We start from the raw sequence: 20,240 nt of genomic DNA on the forward strand, positions 1-20,240 counted from the left end.
CCCCGTGCCTCTTGTATGGTTCAACTCGTTCCCGGGCGATTAGCTCAGCGGGAGAGCACTTCGTTCACACCGAAGGGGTCACTGGTTCGATCCCAGTATCGCCCACCGGGTCAGGCCGGTCCGTCACACGACGGACCGGCCTTCCGCATCTCCGGGGGCCGTTGGTCGTCGCCCTACGCCGCCGCCGGCAGCTCCGGCCGCAGCGGCCAGTGCGGATCCACCGACTCCGGCGTCCCCTGACGCGCGAACCACGCCTGCAGCCCGCGCGCCTGCGCCGCATGCCACACCGCCTGCAGCGTGTGCAGCTCCGCCGGAGTCAGCCGCTCCAGCCGCGCCGCGAAGCGGCGCCCCACCGCCCGTACGACCTCCAGCGAGGCCAACGCGTCCACACCTGCGTCATGTGCCCCCTCCAGCTCTATCCCGTAGTGCGCGCACAGGTCCGTCAGCGTCCGGCGGCCCTTGCGGTACCGGTCCAGATGCTTGTCCAGCACCCGCGGATCCAGCACCGTCAGCGGCCGGTTGTCCAGGTAGCGTGCCAGCGTCGACGCCCGGTGCCGGCGCAACTCCCGGTCCAGCAGCGTCAGATCGAACGGCGCGTTCATCACCACCACCGGCCGGCCCGCCACCTGCTGCTCACCGAGCGCACGGGCTATCTCCTCCACCACCGGCGCGGGCCACCGCCCGTTGCGCTGGAGGTGGTCATCGGTCAGACCGTGCACTTCCGTGGCTCCCGGGGGCACCGGAATCCCGGGATTGACCAGCCAGCGGGTGGAGCGGACCCGGCCGCCCGCACACTCCTGCACGACGAGAGCGGCGGACACGATCCGGTCCTGCTCCACGTCCACTCCGGTCGTCTCCGTGTCGAATGCGGCCAGCGGGCCCTCGTACCAGCGCGTCATGGCGAACTCCTCGTTCCCGATCGGCAGTTGGGGGCACCCGGGCGCCGCCGCCGCGGAACGTGCCACCCTCGCCCGCATCGGTGATACCCGGCCTGTTTGCGCCGTACGCCGTTTGCGGGCCCTCTGGTACGGAGACAACTTCCCTGGGGGACCGCACACATGACCGGTCATCACCCCGACCACCCTCATTCGGCAGAGCCCGGAAGGCATGGGGAGCCGGCCATGGCGCTCGCGCAGCCCGAACCGGGCGGGATGCTGCAGGGGCGGACCGATCCGCGGAGCGAGGCGCGGACCGGACCGCTGCGCGGCACACTCGCCACCACCGCCTGCATGGAGACCCTCCAGGTGGGATACCTGCACGCCGTCGCCGCCGCGGCCGGCTGCTCGCTCTCCCAGCCCTTTCCGGACAACGGCATCGACTGGCAGGTCAACCACGGCGCGCCCGAGCACGTCGTCGACGACGAGGTCACCATCAAGGTGCAGCTGAAGGCGACCTACCAGACGGCGCCCAGACCGCCCGGGCCCACGTTCGCGTTCACCCTCGACAACGAGCACCTGGCGAAGCTGGCCCGCACACCGGTCGCCGTCCACAAGATCCTCGTCGTGATGCTCGTCCCGCGAGAACGCGACCAGTGGCTGGCCGCCGGCCACGACCGGCTCGACCTGCGGCACTGCTGCTACTGGACCAACCTCGCCGGGCACCCCGTGACCGGCCGGCGCCGGACCACCGTACGGATCCCCACCACGCGGATCTTCGACGACCGGGCGCTGTGCGAGATCATGACCCGGGTCGGGTCGGGAGGGACACCTTGATGCACTGGCACTCACCGAACCTCGAACCACTGACGTCCCCGTCCGAGTACGGGGACTTCTCCGACTCGGGGACGCCCGACCCCGCACACGTCGACCCGGCCGTGCTGGGGGCGCTGCTGCACCGGCACGGCTGGCAGCGCCGGGGCGGGGCGGCCGGGCGGTACGGGCGCTGGACGCCGCCCGGATACTCGGGGACCAGCCTCCTCGTCCCGGAGAGCCGGGCCTTCCCCGACTGCGCCGACCTGCTGGAGGAGGCGCTGACCGCGCTCTCGCGCAGCGCGCTGCCGTCCGCGCGGGAGGTGCTGTACGGACTGAGCGTGCCCAGCGACGAGATCCGCTGGGACCGCCGGATCCCGGAGGGCCCCGAGGGGCCGTACGGGCCCCAGGGCGCGGCGGCGTGGACGGTGCAGGAGCAGCTCCGCTCGGCCGCCAGGCAGCTCCTGCTCGCGGGGGCCCTCGCGGACCGCGCCAGGGCCGGGTACTACGGGGCCCGGCACCGCGGACAGGCCGAACGCGCCCTGGACGGGGTCCTGGTGGGGCCGGCCCCCGGCGGGCGCAGGCTCACCGCGTACGTCCCGGTGGACGGCGGGCGGGGCACCATGACCCGGCTGCACCACGCCCTGCACGCGGCGCGGGAGGCCGTGGACTACCGGCGGGCCACCGGCGGCATGGAGGCCTTCGACGCGGCGGTCGAGGCCGGGGTCAGCCGGGAGCTGGCGGACGCGCTGATCGCGCTCGTGCGGGGTTCGGAGGGGGCGCGCATCGCCCTGGCCTGGGCGCCGGCGGCGGGGGTCCCGGCGGGGTGCGCGGCCCGGCCGGAGCCGGTGGAGTTCTCGCCGGGGGACCTGCCGGTGCTCCGGGAGGCGGCGGCGCGCTACACGCGGGACGAACCGGCGGTCCCCGTGCGGGTGGCGGGCGCGGTGGTCCGGATGCGGCGCTCGGCGCCGGGCGGAGGGGGCACGATCCGGCTGCGGGTCCTCGCCGGGGCGGAGATCCCGTACGTACGGGCCGTCCTCGACGAGGAGGCGTACCGGGTGGCGGGGCATGCGCATCTGGTGGGCGCGGCGATCCGGGTGAGCGGGAGGTTGCAGCGCCGGGGCGGGTTCCGGCGGCTGACCGATGCCACGGACGTGACGCCGGTGCCGCTGGACGAGGTGGAGCGGGACCGCCTGATGAAGTCCCTCGACGAGTCCCTCGACCCGACGGACGTCCTCCCGACGGACGACTGACGGGGGCCCGGGGCTCCGCCCCGGACCCCGCGCATCAAGCGCCGGCGGTGCCGGGTCGGCGGGTGAAGGAGGCCATCGTGAGGCCCGGGGCGGGGGAGAAGTCCGGGCCGCGGGTGAAGCCCAGACGGGTGTAGAGGGTCAGCGCGGGGGTGTTCGCCGCGCCCGTCGTGACCGTGACCGGGCGGGCGGGGAGGAGCTCGGACAGGAGGTGGCGGAGCAGGAGCGAGGCGGCGCCGCGGCGGAACCAGGCCGGGGACACACAGAGGCGGTCGATGCAGACGCTGCCGTCCGGCTCCTCCTGCCACGCCAGGAAGCCGGCGATCCCGCCGTCCCGGGCGACCGCGCCCAGCCAGTGCAGCGGCTGCTCCCGCATCTGCGCGAGGCTCTCGCGCAGCGCCGGGATGCCGTCGAAGCCGATCAGCTCCGCCTCCACCCCGTACGCGGCCCGGCCGATCCGGTGCACCGCCGACGCCGTGGCGTCCTCGGCCAGGTCCAGCGGCCTGACCTCGAGCGGGCTCGGCACGGGCATGATTCCTCCGGAGCGGGGGGCGGGGGTGCGGCCGGTCCACCGTAACGAACGCGGGAAGCCATAACCGTTTCGCGGCGGAGGCGCTCGGCTCGGTACGATTCAGGCGCGCGTAGCGTTCGCTCGCGCACCCTCCCCCAGCTGCCGCTGGGTGGTGAACCAGACTTCAGGAGAAACCGGTGTCAGACGTCCGTGTGATCATCCAACGCGATTCCGAGCGGGACGAGCGCGTGGTGGCCACGGGCACTACGGCGGCCGAGCTCTTCGCCGGCGAGCGCACCATCGTGGCCGCGCGCGTCGCGGGCGACCTGAAGGACCTCTCGTACGAGGTGAAGGACGGCGAGACCGTCGAACCGGTGGAGATCTCCTCCGAGGACGGCCTGAACATCCTGCGCCACTCGACCGCGCACGTCATGGCGCAGGCCGTGCAGGAGCTGTTCCCCGAGGCCAAGCTGGGCATCGGCCCGCCGGTCCAGAACGGCTTCTACTACGACTTCGACGTGGCCCGGCCCTTCACCCCGGAGGACCTCAAGGCCATCGAGAAGAAGATGCAGGAGATCCAGAAGCGCGGGCAGAAGTTCTCCCGCCGCGTGGTCACCGACGAGGCGGCCCGCGAGGAGCTCGCCGACGAGCCGTACAAGCTCGAGCTCATCGGCATCAAGGGCTCCGCTTCGACCGACGACGGTGCGAACGTCGAGGTGGGCGGCGGCGAGCTGACCATCTACGACAACCTGGACGCCAAGACCGGCGACCTGTGCTGGAAGGACCTCTGCCGCGGTCCCCACCTGCCCACCACCCGCAACATCCCTGCGTTCAAGCTGATGCGCAACGCGGCCGCCTACTGGCGCGGCAGCGAGAAGAACCCCATGCTCCAGCGCATCTACGGCACCGCGTGGCCGTCGAAGGAGGAGCTGAAGGCCCACCTCGACTTCCTCGCCGAGGCCGAGAAGCGCGACCACCGCAAGCTCGGCAACGAGCTGGACCTCTTCTCCATCCCGGACGAGATCGGCTCCGGCCTGGCCGTCTTCCACCCGCGCGGCGGCATCATCCGCCGGACCATGGAGGACTACTCGCGCCGCCGGCACGAGGAAGAGGGCTACGAGTTCGTCTACTCCCCGCACGCCACCAAGGGCGCGCTCTTCGAGAAGAGCGGCCACCTGGACTGGTACGCGGAGGGCATGTACCCCCCCATGCAGCTCGACGGTGGTACCGACTACTACCTCAAGCCCATGAACTGCCCGATGCACAACCTGATCTTCGACGCGCGCGGCCGCTCCTACCGCGAACTGCCGCTGCGCCTGTTCGAGTTCGGCACCGTGTACCGGTACGAGAAGTCGGGCGTGGTCCACGGCCTGACCCGCGCCCGCGGCTTCACCCAGGACGACGCGCACATCTACTGCACCCGTGAGCAGATGGCGGAGGAGCTCGACCGCACGCTCACCTTCGTGCTGAACCTGCTGCGCGACTACGGTCTGACCGACTTCTACCTGGAGCTGTCGACCAAGGACCCCGAGAAGTTCGTCGGCTCGGACGAGGTCTGGGAGGAGGCCACCGCGGTCCTCCAGCAGGTCGCCGAGAAGCAGGGCCTCCCGCTGACCCCCGACCCGGGCGGCGCGGCCTTCTACGGCCCGAAGATCTCCGTGCAGGCGCGCGACGCCATCGGCCGCACCTGGCAGATGTCGACCGTCCAGCTGGACTTCAACCTGCCGGAGCGGTTCAACCTCGAGTACACCGCGCCCGACGGCTCCCGCCAGCGGCCGGTCATGATCCACCGGGCGCTGTTCGGCTCCATCGAGCGGTTCTTCGCCGTGCTGCTGGAGCACTACGCGGGCGCCATGCCGCCGTGGCTGGCCCCGGTCCAGGCCGTCGGCATCCCGATCGGCGACGGGCACGTGGAGTACCTGCAGGAGTTCGCCGCGGCGGCGAAGAAGCAGGGCCTGCGGGTCGAGGTGGACGCTTCCTCCGACCGCATGCAGAAGAAGATCCGCAACCACCAGAAGCTCAAGGTCCCGTTCATGATCATCGTCGGTGACGAGGACATGGCCGCAGGCACCGTCTCCTTCCGCTACCGCGACGGTTCGCAGGAGAACGGCATCGCCAAGGACGAGGCCCTGGCCAAGCTGGCCAAGGTCGTCGCGGACCGCGTCCAGGTCTGACCGGCGCAGCAGGTCATAGAGAGGCCCCCGGGGAACTTCCGTTCCCCGGGGGCCTCTCTTCGCCCTCCCGGCGGAAGACCTCGATCAGCCAGGACGAGAAAGAGCCCGTCACGGCGCCCAGCAGGGCCACGCCGAAGCCCATCAGGAAGATCGCGATCAGCCGCCCCGTCGGGGTCACCGGGGCCGCGTCGCCGTAGCCGACGGTCGACAGCGTCTGGCACACGCACCAGACCGAGTCCCAGAAGGTTTGGATCGGGGACTGCGGGTCCGCCCGCTCGGAGTGGTAAATGCCGAGCGAGCCGGAGAATCCCAGCAGCAGGGCCGAGAGCCCCGCGTACGTGATCACGCGCGGGTACAGCGCGCGGCGCGGGCGGTCCCTCTTGGCCTGGATGGCGTCGTGGACCTTGACCATGCGCAGTGGGCGCAGCGTCGGCAGGATCACGATCATGGTGTCCAGCCAGTGGTGGCGGATGAACCGCAGCGGTCGCTGCCGGCTCAGCACGAGCCGCACCAGGTAGTCGACGATGAAGCAGAGCCAGGTCAGCAGGACCACGAGACCTGCGACGTTGCGCCAGACGGCCTCGGCATGGGCGAGCACGCGGACCGCGTACCCGGCGAGGAACACCAGGGAGGCGTAGAACAGCGGCAGCTCGGTACGGTGCTCCCAGGCGGCGTCACGGGTCTCGACTTCTTCGTGCATGGGCCCAGCATCGCGGCCCCGCTGCCGGTATTCGCCCCGGCGACACGCCCGCCAGGGGCAAGGTCATATGCTGCATCCCATGACGACTGAGCCGGAGCAGCAGATCGGTGTGGGCACGCAGGACGCGTTCCAGCGTCTGTGGACGCCCCACCGGATGGCGTACATCCAGGGGGAGAACAAGCCGACCGGTCCGGAGGCCGGGGACGGCTGTCCCTTCTGCGGGATTCCGGACATGTCCGACCAGGACGGCCTGGTCGTGGCCCGGGGCAAGCACGTCTACGCCGTGCTGAACCTGTACCCGTACAACGGCGGCCACCTGATGGTCGTACCGTACCGGCACGTCGCCGATTACACGGAGCTCGACGCGGCGGAGACGGCCGAGCTGGCCGATCTCACCAAGCGGGCCATGATCGCGCTGCGCAAGGCGTCCGGGGCCCACGGGTTCAACATCGGCATGAACCAGGGCGCGGCGGCGGGGGCCGGCATCGCTGCGCACCTGCACCAGCACATCGTGCCCCGCTGGGGCGGGGACACGAACTTCATGCCGGTCGTCGGCCACACGAAGGTGCTGCCCCAACTCCTGGCGGACACCCGCCAGATGCTCGCCGACGCCTGGCCCACGGACTAGGACGGTCAGGAGCACCCGGGGCCGCGGGCCGGCCCCGGGGCGTCCTGCCTAGGCGTCGTACACGTCCGCCTTGCGCGGCGCCGGCTCCTGGATGAGACCGCTCATGATCGAGGAGCGGTTCGTGAAGCGGTCGGTGTCGACGCCGTTCTCCTCCAGGACCTTGAACGTCGCGGTGTGCACCGCGCGCAGGACGGGCGCCACGGTGCGCAGGGCGTCGTCGGCCATGAAGCGGTGGCGCCACATCGAGCCCGCCCACACGTGGCGGATGCCGAAGGGCTCAGGCAGGACCAGCTTGCCGCCGAGGAAGTCGAGGAGCGGCGGGTACCAGGTCAGCGGGGCGCGGACGGCGAGGCGCACCACTTCCTGGACGTCCACGAGCGGCAGGGTGCGCTCCACGGTCTCCCAGAACCGGACGGACTTCGGTACCTCGACCTTGGGGGCCGCGGACTTGGTGGTGAACAGGCCGTGCACCGGTCCGAGCGCGTGTGCGGTGACGTCGACGCGCAGCGTCTTGTAGAGCACCGTGACCGTGATCAGCATCGTGATGACGAGCTGGCCGTCCCAGAGCGGGTACTGGATGCCGAGGTAGTGCCGGTTGCCGGCACTGAACTGCTGCTCGTTGCAGATCCGGGTGATCTCGTGCGGCTTGATGAGGAAGGTGTCGACGTCCGCGCCGGTGGGGCGGGAGACCTCTGCGGCGCCCTCGCCGATCGGGGTGACGATCCAGTGCTGGATCGAGGCCGGGGGGAAGCCGCCGGTGTGCAGGGGGCCGCGCTCCAGCTTGCGCAGCTCGGTGTCGATCGCGCGTATGACGTCCCAGCTGCGGAACGGGTGGATCTCCATGCCCTCGGTCTTGGGGGCGAGCTCCTCGGCCATCTGCCAGCTGCCCCAGCGGGTGCCCATCCCGAGGATGCCTTTGGGACCGGCATAGAAGACGGAGTTGCTGCGGTCCTCGGCCGTGACCTTGGCGAGTGAGTGGCGAAGGTCCTCGCGTGCCTTCTCGTCCGGGTTTCCGGGCACGGCCTCCGGGATTTTCGCGCCGATCCCGCTGCCCGAGATGAGCCCGTCCCAGCGGGAGCGCAGGTCGGCCGCGGTGGACTCGCAGATTCGGCGGGCGAGCAGCCAGCCCAGGGCCGGGGCGATGATCATGCCCCGCATGTAGAGGCCCAGGAAGCCGGTGAACGGCAGCCGGAACATGAGTACGGCCACCACGAGGGCGACGCCTACGAGCAGCAGGGTGCCCAGCCAGGACGAGCGCTTGTTGTCACCCTTGGCCAGCGTTTTGCGGAGCTGGAACAGGCCCAGCCACAGCAGCAGACCGGGCAGGAAGACCACGCCTGCGACGAGCATGATCAGGCGTAGTTTGCGGTCGCGCTCCTTGCGGATGCGTGAGGCGGCCAGACAGTGCTCGACGACGGTCTGCGGGTCGGCGCCGAAGGACTGGATGAGCGGTTTGCGGCCCGCGCCGAGGGTGCGGGCCTCGACGGCCCGGCAGAAGGCCTCTCCGAGGTTCGGCTCGAAGAGCGAGACCTTCGGGGGCTTGATCGTTGACTTGTGGTACTCGCTGTCGGCTTTGAGTATGTCGGACAGCTTGCTGTCCCTGCCGCCGTCCCGGTACGCGGCCGAGGCGAGGGCGTTGGTCGCCGCGGTCTGGCCGCCGGCCCCCTGCAAGGGGATCTGCGCCCCGGGCCTGAAGTCGAATCCGTCGTCCGCCACCGTTGCCCCCATCGCTGTGCGTTGTGCTCTTTTGCCGCGCAGATGAGCCTATCGGCGTATCTCTTCCCATGGTCATGGGACAGGGAAATGCCGCCCACCGCAAGCGGGTTGGGTGGGCGGCTCCCAGGCGTCTTCGGCGCTATGCCAATCAGGTTCCCTTCTCGGCCTGTTCCCGCACCTTTTCGGCGATCTGGGGCGGCATCGGCTCGTGCCGGACGTAGGCGCGGGTGAACCGGCCCGTGCCGTGCGAGACCGAGCGCAGTTCGACGGCGTACCGGCCGATCTCGATCTCGGGGATCTCCGCGCGCACGCACGTACGGCCGGGGTCGGCCTGTTCGGTGCCGACGACGCGGCCGCGGCGGCCCGCGAGGTCGCTCATGACGGGGCCGACGTACTCGTCGGGGACGAGGACGGCGAGCTCGGCGACCGGTTCGAGGAGGTGGATGCGGGCCTCGGCGGCGGCTTCGCGCAGGGCGAGGGCGCCCGCGGTCTGGAAGGCGGCGTCGGAGGAGTCCACCGAGTGCGCCTTGCCGTCGAGGAGGGTGATGCGCACGTCGACCAGCGGATAGCCGGCCGCGACCCCGCGCGCGGCCTGGGTGCGTACGCCCTTCTCGACGGACGGGATGAACTGGCGGGGCACGGCGCCGCCGACGACCTTGTCGACGAACTCGATGCCGCTGCCGGGCGGGAGCGGTTCGACCTCGATCTCGCAGATGGCGAACTGGCCGTGTCCGCCGGACTGTTTGACGTGCCGGCCGCGGCCGGCCGCCTTGGCGCCGAACGTCTCGCGCAGGCTCACCTTGTGCGGGACGGGGTCGACCTGGACCCCGTAGCGGGTGCGCAGCCGTTCGAGGGCGACGTCCTGGTGGGCCTCGCCGAGGCACCACAGGACGACCTGGTGGGTGTGCGGGTTCTGTTCCAGCCGCATCGTGGGGTCCTCGGCGACGAGCCGGGCCAGGCCCTGGGAGAGCTTGTCCTCGTCGGCCTTGCTGTGGGCCGCGATGGCGAGGGGGAGCAGCGGGTCGGGCATCGGCCAAGGCTCCATGAGCAGGGGCCGGTCCTTGGCCGAGAGGGTGTCGCCGGTCTCGGCGCGGGTGAGTTTGGCCACGCAGGCGAGGTCGCCGGCGATGACCCGGGTGAGGGTGCGCTGCTGCTTGCCGAAGGGGGAGGTGAGGGTGCCGATCCGCTCCTCGACGTCGTGGTCCTCGTGCCCGCGGTCGGCCAGGCCGTGGCCGCTGACGTGCACGGTCTCCTCGGGGCGCAGGGTGCCGGAGAAGACGCGGACGAGGGAGACGCGGCCGACGTAGGGGTCGGAGGAGGTCTTGACGACCTCGGCGACGAGGGGCCCGTCGGGGTCGCAGGTGACGGCCGGGCGGTCGGCGCCGTCCGGGGCGGTGACGGCGACGGCGGCGCGCTCCAGGGGGGTGGGGAATCCGCCGGTGACCAGTTCCAGGAGCTCGACGGTGCCGAGGCCCTGGCGGGCGCCGTCGGTGGCGGGGGCGGCCATCAGGACGGGGTGGAAGGTACCGCGGGCCACGGCGCGCTCGAGATCGTCGACGAGCGTCTTGATGTCGATGTCCTCGCCGCCGAGGTAGCGGTCCATGAGGCTCTCGTCCTCGCTCTCCGCGATGATCCCCTCGATGAGGCGGGAGCGGGCGCCGGCGATCAGGGCGAGTTCGTCGGGCGCGGGGTCGCGCTCCACGCGCTCCCCGGAGGTGTAGTCGTACACGCGCTGGGAGAGCAGGCCGAGCAGGCCGGCGACGGGGGTGTGCCCGTCGGGGCCGGGAGGCCCGTACAGGGGCAGGTAGAGCGGGATGACGGCGTCGGGGTCCTCGGCTCCGAAGATCTCGCCGCAGACGGTGGTCATCTGTGCATAGTCGGCCCGGGCGGCCTCCAGATGGGTGACGACGATGGCGCGGGGCATGCCGACGGCCTCGCACTCGTCCCAGACCATGCGGGTGGCGCCGTCGATGCCGTCGGAGGAGGAGACGACGAAAAGGGCCGCGTCCGCGGCGCGCAGACCGGCCCTGAGCTCGCCGACGAAGTCGGCGTATCCGGGGGTGTCCAGGATGTTGATCTTGATCCCGCCCCATTCGACGGGGACGAGGGACAGCTGTACGGACCGCTGCTGCCGGTGTTCGATCTCGTCGTAGTCGGAGACGGCGGTGCCGTCCTCGACCCGGCCGGCCCGGTTGACGGCGCCCGCCGTCAGGGCGAGGGCCTCGACCAGCGTGGTCTTGCCGGCTCCGCTGTGGCCGACCAGCACGACGTTCCGTACGGACGACGGCCGGTCGGCCGTCGGTGCCCTGCCGGCGGCTCCGGCTTGGTGTGATGTGGCTCCCATGGTGCTCGTGCCTCCCGGTGTGACGGTGAGGAGGTTGATCGGGGTCCTTCGAGCTTTGCACCGGGGTCACACTGCGTCCATACGTAGTACCCGGCACTGTCCGGAGCGTGGCGCGGGCATGGACCGGTGATTGTCTGGCGCGAACCGGTGGGTGCGGGGCAGTGGGGGCCCGGGGCGCTGGCTACGATGGGCCAGCCGGTGGCCGATGTGGCCGTGCGGCCCAGCGACCCTCCGGGAAGGCCATGCTGAACAAGTACGCGCGTGCATTCTTCACGCGTGTTCTCACGCCATTCGCCGCTTTTCTCCTCCGGCGGGGGGTGAGCCCGGACGCGGTCACCCTGATCGGCACGGCCGGAGTGGTGGCGGGTGCGCTGGTCTTCTTCCCCCGGGGGGAGTTCTTCTGGGGCACGATCACCATCACCCTGTTCGTGTTCTCCGACCTGGTGGACGGGAACATGGCGCGCCAGGCGGGCGTCTCCAGCCGCTGGGGCGCGTTCCTCGACTCGACGCTCGACCGGGTGGCCGACGCGGCGATCTTCGGCGGCCTCGCGCTCTGGTACGCGGGCAACGGGAACGACAACGCGCTGTGCGCGGTGGCGATCTTCTGCCTGGCCAGCGGCCAGGTGGTCTCGTACACGAAGGCCCGCGGCGAGGCGATCGGGCTGCCGGTCGCCGTCAACGGGCTCATCGAGCGCGCCGAGCGGCTGGTGATCTCGCTGGTCGCGGCCGGCCTGTCCGGACTGGAGACCTTCGGGGTGCCGTCCTGGATCGGGGTGCTGCTGCCGATCGCCCTGTGGGTCGTGGCCGTGGGCTCGCTGGTCACGCTGATCCAGCGGGTGGTCACCGTACGCCGTGAGGCGGCGGAGGCCGACGCGGCGGCCGCCGTGGCCGAGGGCGGCGCGGCCTGATGGGCCGGGCGCAGGACAAGCTGGTCGACGGCCTGTACGGGCTCGGCTGGGCCGGGGTCAAGAAGCTGCCGGAGCCGGCCGCGGTGGCCCTCGGACGCCGCATCGCCGACTTCGCGTGGAAGCGGCGCGGCAAGAGCGTGCTGCGGCTGGAGTCGAACCTGGCTCGAGTCGTGCCGGACGCCGGGCCTGAGCGGCTGCGGGAGCTCTCGCAGGCCGGCATGCGCTCGTACATGCGCTACTGGATGGAATCCTTCCGGCTGCCGACCATGGACCCGGAGCGCTTCGGCACCGATGTCGAGTTCAAGGACGAGCACCTGCTGCGCGAGGCCCTCGACTCCGGGCGCGGGGTCGTCGTGGCGCTGCCGCACCTCGCCAACTGGGACCTCGCCGGGGCCTGGGCCATCGGCCACATGAAGGCGCCGTTCACCACGGTCGCCGAGCGGCTCAAGCCCGAGAGCCTCTACGACCGGTTCGTCGCCTACCGCGAGAGCCTGGGCATGGAGGTCCTGCCGCACAGCGGCGGCGCCGCCTTCGGCACCCTGGCCCGCAGGCTGCGCTCCGGCGGCCTGGTCTGCCTGGTCGCGGACCGCGACCTGTCGGCCTCCGGGGTCGAGGTGGACTTCTTCGGCTCCACGGCCCGCATGCCGGCCGGACCGGCGCTGCTGGCCCAGCAGACCGGTGCGGTGCTGCTCCCGGCGACCCTGCACTACGGCGAGACGCCGAAGATGTACGGCCGGATCCACCCCGAGGTCGAGGTGCCGAAGACCGGGACCCGGACCGAGAAGACCACCGCCATGGCCCAGGCGGTGGCGGATGCCTTCGCGCAGGGGATCGCCGAGCACCCGGAGGACTGGCACATGCTGCAGCGGCTGTGGCTGGACGACCTGGAGGAGCGCTCCGCGTGAAGATCGGCATTGTCTGCCCGTACTCGTGGGACGTGCCCGGCGGCGTCCAGTTCCACATCCGCGACCTCGCCGAGCACCTGATCCGCCTCGGCCACGAGGTGTCGGTGCTGGCCCCGGCGGACGACGAGACGCCGCTGCCGCCGTACGTGGTCTCGGCGGGGCGGGCGGTGCCGGTGCCGTACAACGGGTCGGTGGCCCGGCTGAACTTCGGCTTCCTGTCGGCGGCCCGGGTGCGGCGCTGGCTGCACGACGGCGTCTTCGACGTGATCCACATCCACGAGCCGGCCTCGCCCTCGCTGGGACTGCTGTCCTGCTGGGCGGCCCAGGGCCCGATCGTGGCCACGTTCCACACCTCGAACCCGCGCTCGCGCGCCATGATCGCGGCGTACCCGATCCTCCAGCCGGCGCTGGAGAAGATCAGCGCGCGGATCGCGGTGAGCGAGTACGCGCGCCGCACGCTGGTCGAGCACCTGGGCGGGGACGCGGTCGTGATCCCCAACGGCGTCGACGTGGACTTCTTCGCCAAGGCCGAGCCGAAACCCGACTGGTCCGGGCAGACCCTCGGGTTCATCGGCCGGATCGACGAGCCCCGCAAGGGCCTGCCGGTACTCATGGCGGCCTTCCCGCGCATCGTCGCGCAGTGCCCCGACGTACGGCTCCTCGTGGCCGGCCGCGGCGACGAGGAGGAGGCGGTCGCCTCCCTGCCCGCCGACCTGCGGGCGCGGGTGGAGTTCCTCGGCATGGTCTCCGACGAGGACAAGGCGCGGCTGCTGCGCAGCGTCGACGTGTACGTGGCCCCGAACACCGGCGGCGAGAGCTTCGGCATCATCCTGGTCGAGGCGCTGTCGGCGGGGGCGGCGGTGCTCGCCTCCGACCTGGACGCGTTCGCGCAGGTCCTGGACCAGGGGGCGGCGGGGGAGCTGTTCACCAACGAGGACGCGGACGCGCTGGCGGCCGGCGCGGTGGCCCTGCTGCGCGACCCGGCCCGCCGGGCGGAGCTCAGCGCCCGCGGCTCGGCGCACGTGCGCCGCTTCGACTGGTCGACGGTCGGCGCGGACATCCTGGCGGTCTACGAAACGGTGACCGACGGTGCGGCGGCGGTGGCCACGGACGAGCGCGTCAGCCTGCGCACCCGCCTCGGCCTGACCCGGGACGCGTAGCCGCGCTCCCCGCTCCGGGCCCTCCCGGCCCGTCAGGGCCGACCCGTGCGAGGGGCGCGTGAGCGGGGAGGGGGTATTGTCGCGGGCCGTGATCGAAACCCTTGTCTGGACTGCCCTGGCGCTCGGCGTCATCGGCGTCTACCTCAGCTGGACCGCCGGACGGCTGGACCGGCTGCACTCGCGGATGGACGCCGCCCGCGCCGCCCTGGACGCCCAGCTCGTGCGGCGCGCCTCGGTGGTGATCGAGGTGGCCGCCTCCGGAGCGCTCGACCCCGCCTCCTCGATCGTCCTGTACGAGGCCGCGCACGCCGCCCGCCAGGCCGAGGAGGAGCACCGCGAGGTCGCCGAGAGCGAGCTCAGCCAGGCGCTGCGCGCGGTGTTCTCCGATGCCGCCCAGGTCGAGGTGCTCAAGGCCGCCCCCGGCGGCGAGGCGGCCGCCGAGGAGCTGGCCGCGGCGGTCCGCCGGGTGCCCATGGCGCGGCGGTTCCACAACGACGCGGTCCGGGCCGCCCGGGCGCTGCGCCGCCACCGCAAGGTCCGCTGGTTCCGGCTGGCCGGCCATGCCCCGTTCCCGCTCGCGTTCGAAATGGACGATGAGCCTCCGGTGGATCTTGCAGACCGGCCCTAGCCGCCTCAGGCGGCTCTAGTTGTACCCAAAGGCCAATTCGAAAGAGGCCACCGGCTCCTCATTGGCCCTTGCGGTGGACTGGTCCGGGGCGGTTTGCTCGGCGGAGTACCACCGCAGCACTTGCGCGCAGTACCGCCGCAGCACCCGTCTTCCCTTCGAGTGAGGTCAATCCGTGAGCACGCTTCCCTCCACCCCGCAGTCCGCTGAGTCCGCGATCGGCACCTCCCGCGTCAAGCGCGGCATGGCCGAGCAGCTCAAGGGCGGCGTGATCATGGACGTGGTCAACGCCGAGCAGGCGAAGATCGCCGAGGACGCCGGCGCCGTGGCCGTCATGGCCCTCGAGCGGGTCCCCGCCGACATCCGCAAGGACGGCGGCGTCGCGCGCATGTCGGACCCGAACATGATCGAAGAGATCATCGAGGCCGTCTCCATCCCGGTCATGGCCAAGTCCCGCATCGGCCACTTCGTCGAGGCCCAGGTCCTGCAGTCCCTCGGCGTCGACTACATCGACGAGTCCGAGGTCCTGACCCCGGCCGACGAGGTCAACCACTCCGACAAGTGGGCGTTCACCACCCCCTTCGTCTGCGGTGCCACCAACCTGGGCGAGGCCCTGCGCCGCATCGCCGAGGGCGCGGCCATGATCCGCTCCAAGGGTGAGGCCGGCACCGGCAACGTCGTCGAGGCCGTCCGCCACCTGCGCCAGATCAAGAACGAGATCGCCCGCCTGCGCGGCTACGACAACAACGAGCTGTTCGCCGCCGCCAAGGAGCTGCGCGCCCCGTACGAGCTCGTCAAGGAAGTTGCCGAGCTCGGCAAGCTCCCGGTCGTGCTGTTCTCCGCCGGCGGCGTCGCCACCCCGGCCGACGCCGCGCTGATGCGCCAGCTCGGCGCCGAGGGCGTCTTCGTCGGCTCCGGCATCTTCAAGTCGGGCGACCCGGCCAAGCGCGCCGCCGCCATCGTGAAGGCCACCACCTTCTACGACGACCCGAAGATCATCGCGGACGCCTCCCGCAACCTGGGCGAGGCCATGGTCGGCATCAACTGCGACACCCTCCCCGAGTCCGAGCGCTACGCCAACCGCGGCTGGTAGTCATCACCATGACCACCCCCGTGATTGGTGTCCTGGCACTCCAGGGCGACGTACGGGAACACCTGATCGCCCTGGCCTCGGCTGACGCCGTGGCCAGGCCGGTCCGGCGTCCCGAGGAGCTCGCCGAGGTCGACGCCCTGGTGATCCCCGGCGGCGAGTCCACGACCATGTCGAAGCTCGCCGTGCTGTTCGGCATGCTGGAGCCGCTGCGCGAGCGCGTGCGGGCCGGCATGCCGGTCTACGGCACCTGCGCCGGCATGATCATGCTCGCCGACAAGCTCCTGGACGGCCGTGACGACCAGGAGACCCTGGGCGGCATCGACATGATCGTGCGCCGCAACGCCTTCGGCCGGCAGAACGAGTCCTTCGAGGCGCAGGTCGACTTCGCCGGCATAGAGGGCGGCCCCGTCGAGGGCGTCTTCATCCGCGCACCCTGGGTCGAGTCCGTCGGCGCCTGTGCCGAGGTGCTCGCCACGTACGACGGCCACACCGTCGCCGTGCGCCAGGGCAATGTGCTCGCCACCTCGTTCCACCCCGAGCTGACGGGTGACGACCGGGTCCACGCGTACTTCGTCGACATGGTGCGCGCGGGGCTGTAACGGCGTCCCGGTAGGATCTGAGGCGAACATTGTTGGTGACGCGAAGGAGACAGGCAGATGTCCGGCCACTCTAAATGGGCTACGACGAAGCACAAGAAGGCCGTGGTTGACGCCAAGCGCGGCAAGCTCTTCGCGAAGCTGATCAAGAACATCGAGGTCGCGGCCCGTATGGGCGGTGCCGACATCGACGGCAACCCGACGCTCTTCGACGCCATCCAGAAGGCCAAGAAGAGCTCGGTCCCGAACAAGAACATCGACTCCGCGGTCAAGCGCGGCGGCGGTCTCGAGGCCGGCGGCGCCGACTACGAGACGATCATGTACGAGGGCTACGGTCCGAACGGCGTCGCGGTGCTCATCGAGTGCCTCACGGACAACCGCAACCGTGCCGCCTCCGACGTGCGCGTCGCCATGACCCGCAACGGCGGTTCGATGGCCGACCCGGGCTCGGTCTCGTACCTGTTCAACCGCAAGGGTGTCGTGCTGCTGCCCAAGGGCGAGCTCTCCGAGGACGACGTCCTGGAGACGGTGCTCGACGCCGGTGCCGAAGAGGTCAACGACCTCGGCGAGAGCTTCGAGATCATCAGCGAGGCCACCGACATGGTCGCGGTCCGTACCGCGCTCCAGGCCGCCGGCATCGACTACGACTCGGCCGACTCCAACTTCCTGCCGACCATGCAGGTCGAGCTGGACGAGGAGGGCGCGCGCAAGATCTTCAAGCTGATCGACGCGCTCGAGGACAGCGACGACGTGCAGAACGTCTTCGCCAACTTCGACGTCTCGGACGAGGTCATGGAGAAGGTCGACGCCTGATCGGGCATCAGCGGCGGGCCGACGGGGACGCACCCCGTCGGCCCGCCGCTTTGTCAGTGCCACCGGTTAGCCTGCACGCACTGGCTGTCGAAGGAGGGGTGGGGTGCGCGTTCTCGGTGTGGACCCGGGGCTGACCCGGTGCGGTGTCGGCGTGGTCGAGGGCGTCGCCGGCCGTCCGCTGACGATGCTCGCGGTGGGGGTCGTACGGACGCCCGCGGACGCGGAGTTGGGGAACCGGCTCGTCGCCATCGAGGCCGGCATCGAGCAGTGGCTCGACGAGCACCGGCCCGAAGTCGTCGCCGTGGAGCGGGTGTTCAGCCAGCACAACGTCAGCACGGTGATGGGGACCGCCCAGGCGAGCGCCGTTGCCATGCTCTGCGCGGCGCGTCGCGGGATACCGGTCGCCCTGCACACCCCCAGCGAGGTCAAGGCCGCCGTCACCGGATCCGGCCGGGCCGACAAGGCACAGGTCGGTGCGATGGTGACCAGGCTGCTGCGGCTCTCCGCCCCGCCCAAACCGGCCGACGCCGCGGACGCCCTCGCGCTCGCCATCTGCCACATCTGGCGGGCCCCCGCCCACAACCGCCTCCAGCAGGCGGTCGCCCTGCACGCCTCGAAAGGCCGCCCCTCATGATCGCCTTCGTCAGCGGCCCCGTCGCCGCGCTCACCCCCACCCTGGCCGTGATCGAGGTCGGGGGAGTGGGCATGGCCGTGCAGTGCACGCCGAACACCATCGCCGGCCTGCGGACCGGGGAGACGGCGCGGCTCGCCACCTCCCTGGTCGTACGGGAGGACTCGCTGACGCTGTACGGCTTCGCCGACGACGACGAGCGGCAGGTCTTCGAACTGCTGCAGACCGCGAGCGGGGTGGGGCCGAGGCTCGCGCAGGCGATGCTGGGGGTGCACCGTCCGGATGCGCTGCGGGTGGCCGTCGGCACGGGGGACGAGAAGGCCCTGATGGCCGTCCCCGGGATCGGCAAGAAGGGGGCCCAGAAGCTGCTCCTGGAGCTGAAGGACAAGCTGGGCGCACCGCTGGTCGGCGCGCAGCGCGCCCCCGTCGCCTCCGGTCCCGCCCCCTGGACCGAGCAGCTCTCGGCAGCCCTGATCGGCCTGGGGTACGCCTCCCGGGAGGCGGAGGAAGCGGTGTCGGCGGTGACCCCGCAGGCGGAGGCCGCCCTTGCCGCCGGCGGATCGGCCCCCGTCCCCCAGCTCCTGCGGGCGGCTCTCCAGACCTTGAACCGAGCCCGCTGACCTCGCCGACGCCGCACGGGGTACCGCGGCCGGGGCCGGTCCCCGCCCCCGCAGGGCAAGCGGCGGGCCGGTAGAGACCACCGTACGAACCGAGAAGGCAGACTGACAGCGTGAACTGGGATGACGAGAGCGACGACCGGATCGTGGCGGCGGCGGCAGACGGCGAGGACACCGCCGTCGAGGCGGCCCTGCGCCCCAAGGACCTCGGCGAGTTCGTCGGCCAGGAGAAGGTCCGCCAGCAGCTCGATCTGGTGCTGAAGGCGGCCCGGCAGCGCGGAGCCACCGCCGATCACGTCCTGCTCTCCGGCGCGCCCGGCCTCGGCAAGACCACCCTCTCCATGATCATCGCCGCCGAGATGGGCGCGCCCATCCGGATCACCTCCGGCCCCGCCATCCAGCACGCCGGCGACCTCGCCGCGATCCTGTCCTCCCTCCAGGAGGGCGAGGTCCTCTTCCTCGACGAGATCCACCGCATGTCCCGGCCCGCCGAGGAGATGCTGTACATGGCCATGGAGGACTTCCGCGTCGACGTGATCGTCGGCAAGGGGCCCGGGGCCACCGCCATCCCCCTCGAGCTGCCGCCGTTCACCCTCGTCGGGGCGACGACCCGCGCCGGCCTGCTCCCCCCGCCCCTGCGCGACCGCTTCGGCTTCACCGGGCACATGGAGTTCTACGCCCCCGAGGAGCTGGAACGCGTCATTCACCGCTCCGCCCGCCTCCTCGACGTGGAGATCGACACCGCCGGCGCCGCCGAGATCGCCGGCCGCTCCCGCGGCACCCCGCGCATCGCCAACCGCCTGCTGCGCCGGGTCCGGGACTACGCGCAGGTCCGGGCCGACGGCGTGATCAACCGCGAGGTGGCCGGTACCGCCCTGCAGGTGTACGAGGTGGACGGGCGCGGGCTCGACCGGCTCGACCGGGCCGTGCTCGAAGCCCTGCTCAAGCTGTTCGGCGGCGGTCCCGTCGGGCTGTCCACCCTCGCCGTCGCCGTCGGCGAGGAGCGCGAGACCGTGGAGGAGGTCGCCGAGCCGTTCCTGGTACGGGAGGGGCTGCTCGCCCGTACTCCCAGGGGCCGGGTCGCGACCCCCGCCGCATGGGCTCACCTGGGACTCGTCCCGCCGCAGAACGGCGGGAGCGGATCAAGCGGACAACAGGGCTTGTTCGGGGCCTGACGGCGCGGAGGTTCGCCCGCTCAGGAACTGCGGTGCCATGCTGGGCGTTGTTCCATCGGTGCGGACTCGCCTAGACTCCGCCGATGCCGACCCTTCAGGTCGGTATGCCCACCCCCGTAGAAAAAGGCCGTCTCCCGTGCGGTCGTGCGAAGGATCTCCGTCCCGTGAATCTCGTGACACTCCTCCCGTTCATCGTGCTCATCGGGGCGATGTTCCTGATGACCCGCTCCGCGAAGAAGAAGCAGCAGGCGGCCGCGCAGATGCGTGACCACATGGTGCCCGGCACCGGTGTCCGCACCATCGGCGGCATGTACGCCACGGTGAAGGAGATCGGCGACGACACCGTCACCCTCGAGGTGGCCCCCGGTGTTCACGCGATCTTCGCGAAGAACGCCATCGGCGCCGTCCTGGAGGACGCGGAGTACAACCGCATCGTCCACGGCACCGGTGATGATCTGACGATCGACACGCCGGTCGTCCCGGACGACGCCTCCTCGCTGACCCTGGACAAGGACGCGGACAAGGACGCGGACAAGCCGGAGGGCGAGGCCCCGAAGCTCGACCTGGGCAAGAAGGACGAGCCCGAGGCCGGCGAGCCGAAGGCCGACGCGTCGGACGACGCAGAGCCCAAGGACGGCAAGGCCGACGGTGAGGCCGGCACGAAGTAGCGCGCGGCCGGGGACCGCGAAGGCGCCCGACCGGCGGC

At 71.5% G+C, this 20,240-nt stretch carries 20 protein-coding genes and 1 tRNA gene; 16 read left to right on the plus strand and 5 right to left on the minus strand.

The window, feature by feature from the left end:
• The first annotated feature begins 33 nt into the window (after window positions 1-33).
• Window positions 34-105 (plus strand) — tRNA-Val (locus OG299_RS31070).
• 68 nt (window positions 106-173) lie between these two features.
• On the opposite strand, the gene OG299_RS31075 is transcribed toward OG299_RS31070, so the two are convergent.
• Window positions 174-899 carry a 3'-5' exonuclease gene (locus tag OG299_RS31075; protein WP_266630984.1) on the minus strand — a complete coding sequence of 242 codons (726 nt, stop codon included), beginning with the start codon at window positions 897-899 and terminating at the stop codon, window positions 174-176.
• Between the two features lie 222 nt (window positions 900-1,121).
• Between OG299_RS31075 and OG299_RS31080 the strand changes: the two genes are divergently transcribed.
• Both OG299_RS31080 and OG299_RS31085 read left to right on the plus strand, forming a co-directional pair.
• Window positions 1,122-1,712, plus strand: a complete 591-nt coding sequence (locus OG299_RS31080) for a DUF4365 domain-containing protein (RefSeq protein WP_266630986.1) — start codon at window positions 1,122-1,124, stop codon at window positions 1,710-1,712.
• Entirely contained in the window at window positions 1,712-2,941 is a 1,230-nt protein-coding gene (locus tag OG299_RS31085; RefSeq protein WP_266630988.1) for a hypothetical protein, read from the plus strand. Before OG299_RS31080 ends, OG299_RS31085 begins: the two co-directional genes overlap by 1 nt.
• A gap of 34 nt (window positions 2,942-2,975) precedes the next feature.
• Here OG299_RS31085 and OG299_RS31090 read toward each other — a convergent pair whose 3' ends face one another.
• Window positions 2,976-3,470 (minus strand): GNAT family N-acetyltransferase, encoded by a 495-nt coding sequence (locus OG299_RS31090; protein WP_266630990.1) that lies wholly within the window; start codon window positions 3,468-3,470, stop codon window positions 2,976-2,978.
• A gap of 176 nt (window positions 3,471-3,646) precedes the next feature.
• Here OG299_RS31090 and thrS point away from each other — a divergent pair, with 176 nt between their 5' ends.
• Entirely contained in the window at window positions 3,647-5,623 is a 1,977-nt protein-coding gene (gene thrS, locus OG299_RS31095) for a threonine--tRNA ligase (protein ID WP_266630992.1), read from the plus strand.
• Window positions 5,624-5,636: 13 nt separating this feature from the next.
• On the opposite strand, the gene OG299_RS31100 is transcribed toward thrS, so the two are convergent.
• Window positions 5,637-6,323, minus strand: coding sequence for a potassium channel family protein (locus tag OG299_RS31100; RefSeq protein WP_266630994.1), 687 nt, complete (start codon window positions 6,321-6,323; stop codon window positions 5,637-5,639).
• Between the two features lie 67 nt (window positions 6,324-6,390).
• On the opposite strand from OG299_RS31100, the gene OG299_RS31105 reads away from it, so the two are divergent.
• Window positions 6,391-6,951 (plus strand): HIT family protein, encoded by a 561-nt coding sequence (locus OG299_RS31105; protein ID WP_266630996.1) that lies wholly within the window; start codon window positions 6,391-6,393, stop codon window positions 6,949-6,951.
• A 48-nt stretch (window positions 6,952-6,999) separates the two neighbouring features.
• Here the strand turns inward: OG299_RS31105 and OG299_RS31110 are convergent, their stop codons facing one another.
• Both OG299_RS31110 and OG299_RS31115 read right to left on the minus strand, forming a co-directional pair.
• Window positions 7,000-8,667, minus strand: a complete 1,668-nt coding sequence (locus tag OG299_RS31110; RefSeq protein ID WP_266630998.1) for an AbeC-like domain-containing protein — start codon at window positions 8,665-8,667, stop codon at window positions 7,000-7,002.
• A 148-nt stretch (window positions 8,668-8,815) separates the two neighbouring features.
• Window positions 8,816-11,011 (minus strand): elongation factor G-like protein EF-G2, encoded by a 2,196-nt coding sequence (locus tag OG299_RS31115; RefSeq protein WP_327363253.1) that lies wholly within the window; start codon window positions 11,009-11,011, stop codon window positions 8,816-8,818.
• A gap of 242 nt (window positions 11,012-11,253) precedes the next feature.
• Here OG299_RS31115 and pgsA point away from each other — a divergent pair, with 242 nt between their 5' ends.
• The 11 genes from pgsA (at window position 11,254) to yajC (ending at window position 20,202) form a co-directional block, all read left to right on the plus strand.
• Entirely contained in the window at window positions 11,254-11,919 is a 666-nt protein-coding gene (pgsA, locus tag OG299_RS31120; protein WP_327363255.1) for a phosphatidylinositol phosphate synthase, read from the plus strand.
• A complete protein-coding gene (locus OG299_RS31125; RefSeq protein ID WP_266631004.1) occupies window positions 11,919-12,824 on the plus strand; it encodes a phosphatidylinositol mannoside acyltransferase in 906 nt (301 codons plus the stop codon). Before pgsA ends, OG299_RS31125 begins: the two co-directional genes overlap by 1 nt.
• A complete protein-coding gene (locus OG299_RS31130) occupies window positions 12,821-13,984 on the plus strand; it encodes a glycosyltransferase family 4 protein (protein WP_327363256.1) in 1,164 nt (387 codons plus the stop codon). The genes OG299_RS31125 and OG299_RS31130 overlap by 4 nt, the downstream gene beginning before the upstream one ends.
• 88 nt (window positions 13,985-14,072) lie before the next feature.
• A complete protein-coding gene (locus OG299_RS31135; protein ID WP_266631008.1) occupies window positions 14,073-14,612 on the plus strand; it encodes a hypothetical protein in 540 nt (179 codons plus the stop codon).
• Between the two features lie 172 nt (window positions 14,613-14,784).
• Window positions 14,785-15,702, plus strand: coding sequence for a pyridoxal 5'-phosphate synthase lyase subunit PdxS (gene pdxS / locus OG299_RS31140; RefSeq protein ID WP_030294529.1), 918 nt, complete (start codon window positions 14,785-14,787; stop codon window positions 15,700-15,702).
• Between the two features lie 8 nt (window positions 15,703-15,710).
• Window positions 15,711-16,301, plus strand: a complete 591-nt coding sequence (gene pdxT, locus OG299_RS31145; protein WP_266631011.1) for a pyridoxal 5'-phosphate synthase glutaminase subunit PdxT — start codon at window positions 15,711-15,713, stop codon at window positions 16,299-16,301.
• 57 nt (window positions 16,302-16,358) lie between these two features.
• Window positions 16,359-17,111 (plus strand): YebC/PmpR family DNA-binding transcriptional regulator, encoded by a 753-nt coding sequence (locus tag OG299_RS31150; RefSeq protein WP_030765687.1) that lies wholly within the window; start codon window positions 16,359-16,361, stop codon window positions 17,109-17,111.
• Window positions 17,112-17,214: 103 nt separating this feature from the next.
• On the plus strand, window positions 17,215-17,745 hold the full coding sequence (ruvC, locus tag OG299_RS31155; RefSeq protein WP_327363258.1) for a crossover junction endodeoxyribonuclease RuvC: 531 nt from the start codon (window positions 17,215-17,217) through the stop codon (window positions 17,743-17,745).
• The gene (gene ruvA / locus OG299_RS31160; protein WP_266631015.1) at window positions 17,742-18,362 is read left to right on the plus strand and encodes a Holliday junction branch migration protein RuvA; all 621 of its coding nucleotides are present in this window, start codon (window positions 17,742-17,744) and stop codon (window positions 18,360-18,362) included. The genes ruvC and ruvA overlap by 4 nt, the downstream gene beginning before the upstream one ends.
• Window positions 18,363-18,472: 110 nt before the next feature.
• Window positions 18,473-19,534 (plus strand): Holliday junction branch migration DNA helicase RuvB, encoded by a 1,062-nt coding sequence (gene ruvB / locus OG299_RS31165; RefSeq protein WP_266631017.1) that lies wholly within the window; start codon window positions 18,473-18,475, stop codon window positions 19,532-19,534.
• Between the two features lie 164 nt (window positions 19,535-19,698).
• Entirely contained in the window at window positions 19,699-20,202 is a 504-nt protein-coding gene (gene yajC, locus OG299_RS31170) for a preprotein translocase subunit YajC (protein ID WP_266631019.1), read from the plus strand.
• Window positions 20,203-20,240: the final 38 nt, after the last annotated feature.

This window comes from Streptomyces sp. NBC_01296, from assembly GCF_035984415.1.
In the GTDB taxonomy this organism is placed as follows: Bacteria; Actinomycetota; Actinomycetes; order Streptomycetales; family Streptomycetaceae; genus Streptomyces.

Excerpts from the sequence above, each read along its gene's own strand:
- OG299_RS31075 (WP_266630984.1), bottom strand. The coding sequence starts at position 899 with ATGACGCGCTGGTACGAGGGCCCGCTGGCCGCATTCGACACGGAGACG.
- OG299_RS31080 (WP_266630986.1), top strand. The coding sequence starts at position 1,122 with ATGGCGCTCGCGCAGCCCGAACCGGGCGGGATGCTGCAGGGGCGGACC.
- OG299_RS31085 (WP_266630988.1), top strand. The coding sequence starts at position 1,712 with ATGCACTGGCACTCACCGAACCTCGAACCACTGACGTCCCCGTCCGAG.
- OG299_RS31090 (WP_266630990.1), bottom strand. The coding sequence starts at position 3,470 with ATGCCCGTGCCGAGCCCGCTCGAGGTCAGGCCGCTGGACCTGGCCGAG.
- OG299_RS31100 (WP_266630994.1), bottom strand. The coding sequence starts at position 6,323 with ATGCACGAAGAAGTCGAGACCCGTGACGCCGCCTGGGAGCACCGTACC.
- OG299_RS31105 (WP_266630996.1), top strand. The coding sequence starts at position 6,391 with ATGCTGCATCCCATGACGACTGAGCCGGAGCAGCAGATCGGTGTGGGC.
- OG299_RS31115 (WP_327363253.1), bottom strand. The coding sequence starts at position 11,011 with ATGGGAGCCACATCACACCAAGCCGGAGCCGCCGGCAGGGCACCGACG.
- pgsA (WP_327363255.1), top strand. The coding sequence starts at position 11,254 with ATGCTGAACAAGTACGCGCGTGCATTCTTCACGCGTGTTCTCACGCCA.
- OG299_RS31125 (WP_266631004.1), top strand. The coding sequence starts at position 11,919 with ATGGGCCGGGCGCAGGACAAGCTGGTCGACGGCCTGTACGGGCTCGGC.
- pdxT (WP_266631011.1), top strand. The coding sequence starts at position 15,711 with ATGACCACCCCCGTGATTGGTGTCCTGGCACTCCAGGGCGACGTACGG.
- OG299_RS31150 (WP_030765687.1), top strand. The coding sequence starts at position 16,359 with ATGTCCGGCCACTCTAAATGGGCTACGACGAAGCACAAGAAGGCCGTG.
- ruvA (WP_266631015.1), top strand. The coding sequence starts at position 17,742 with ATGATCGCCTTCGTCAGCGGCCCCGTCGCCGCGCTCACCCCCACCCTG.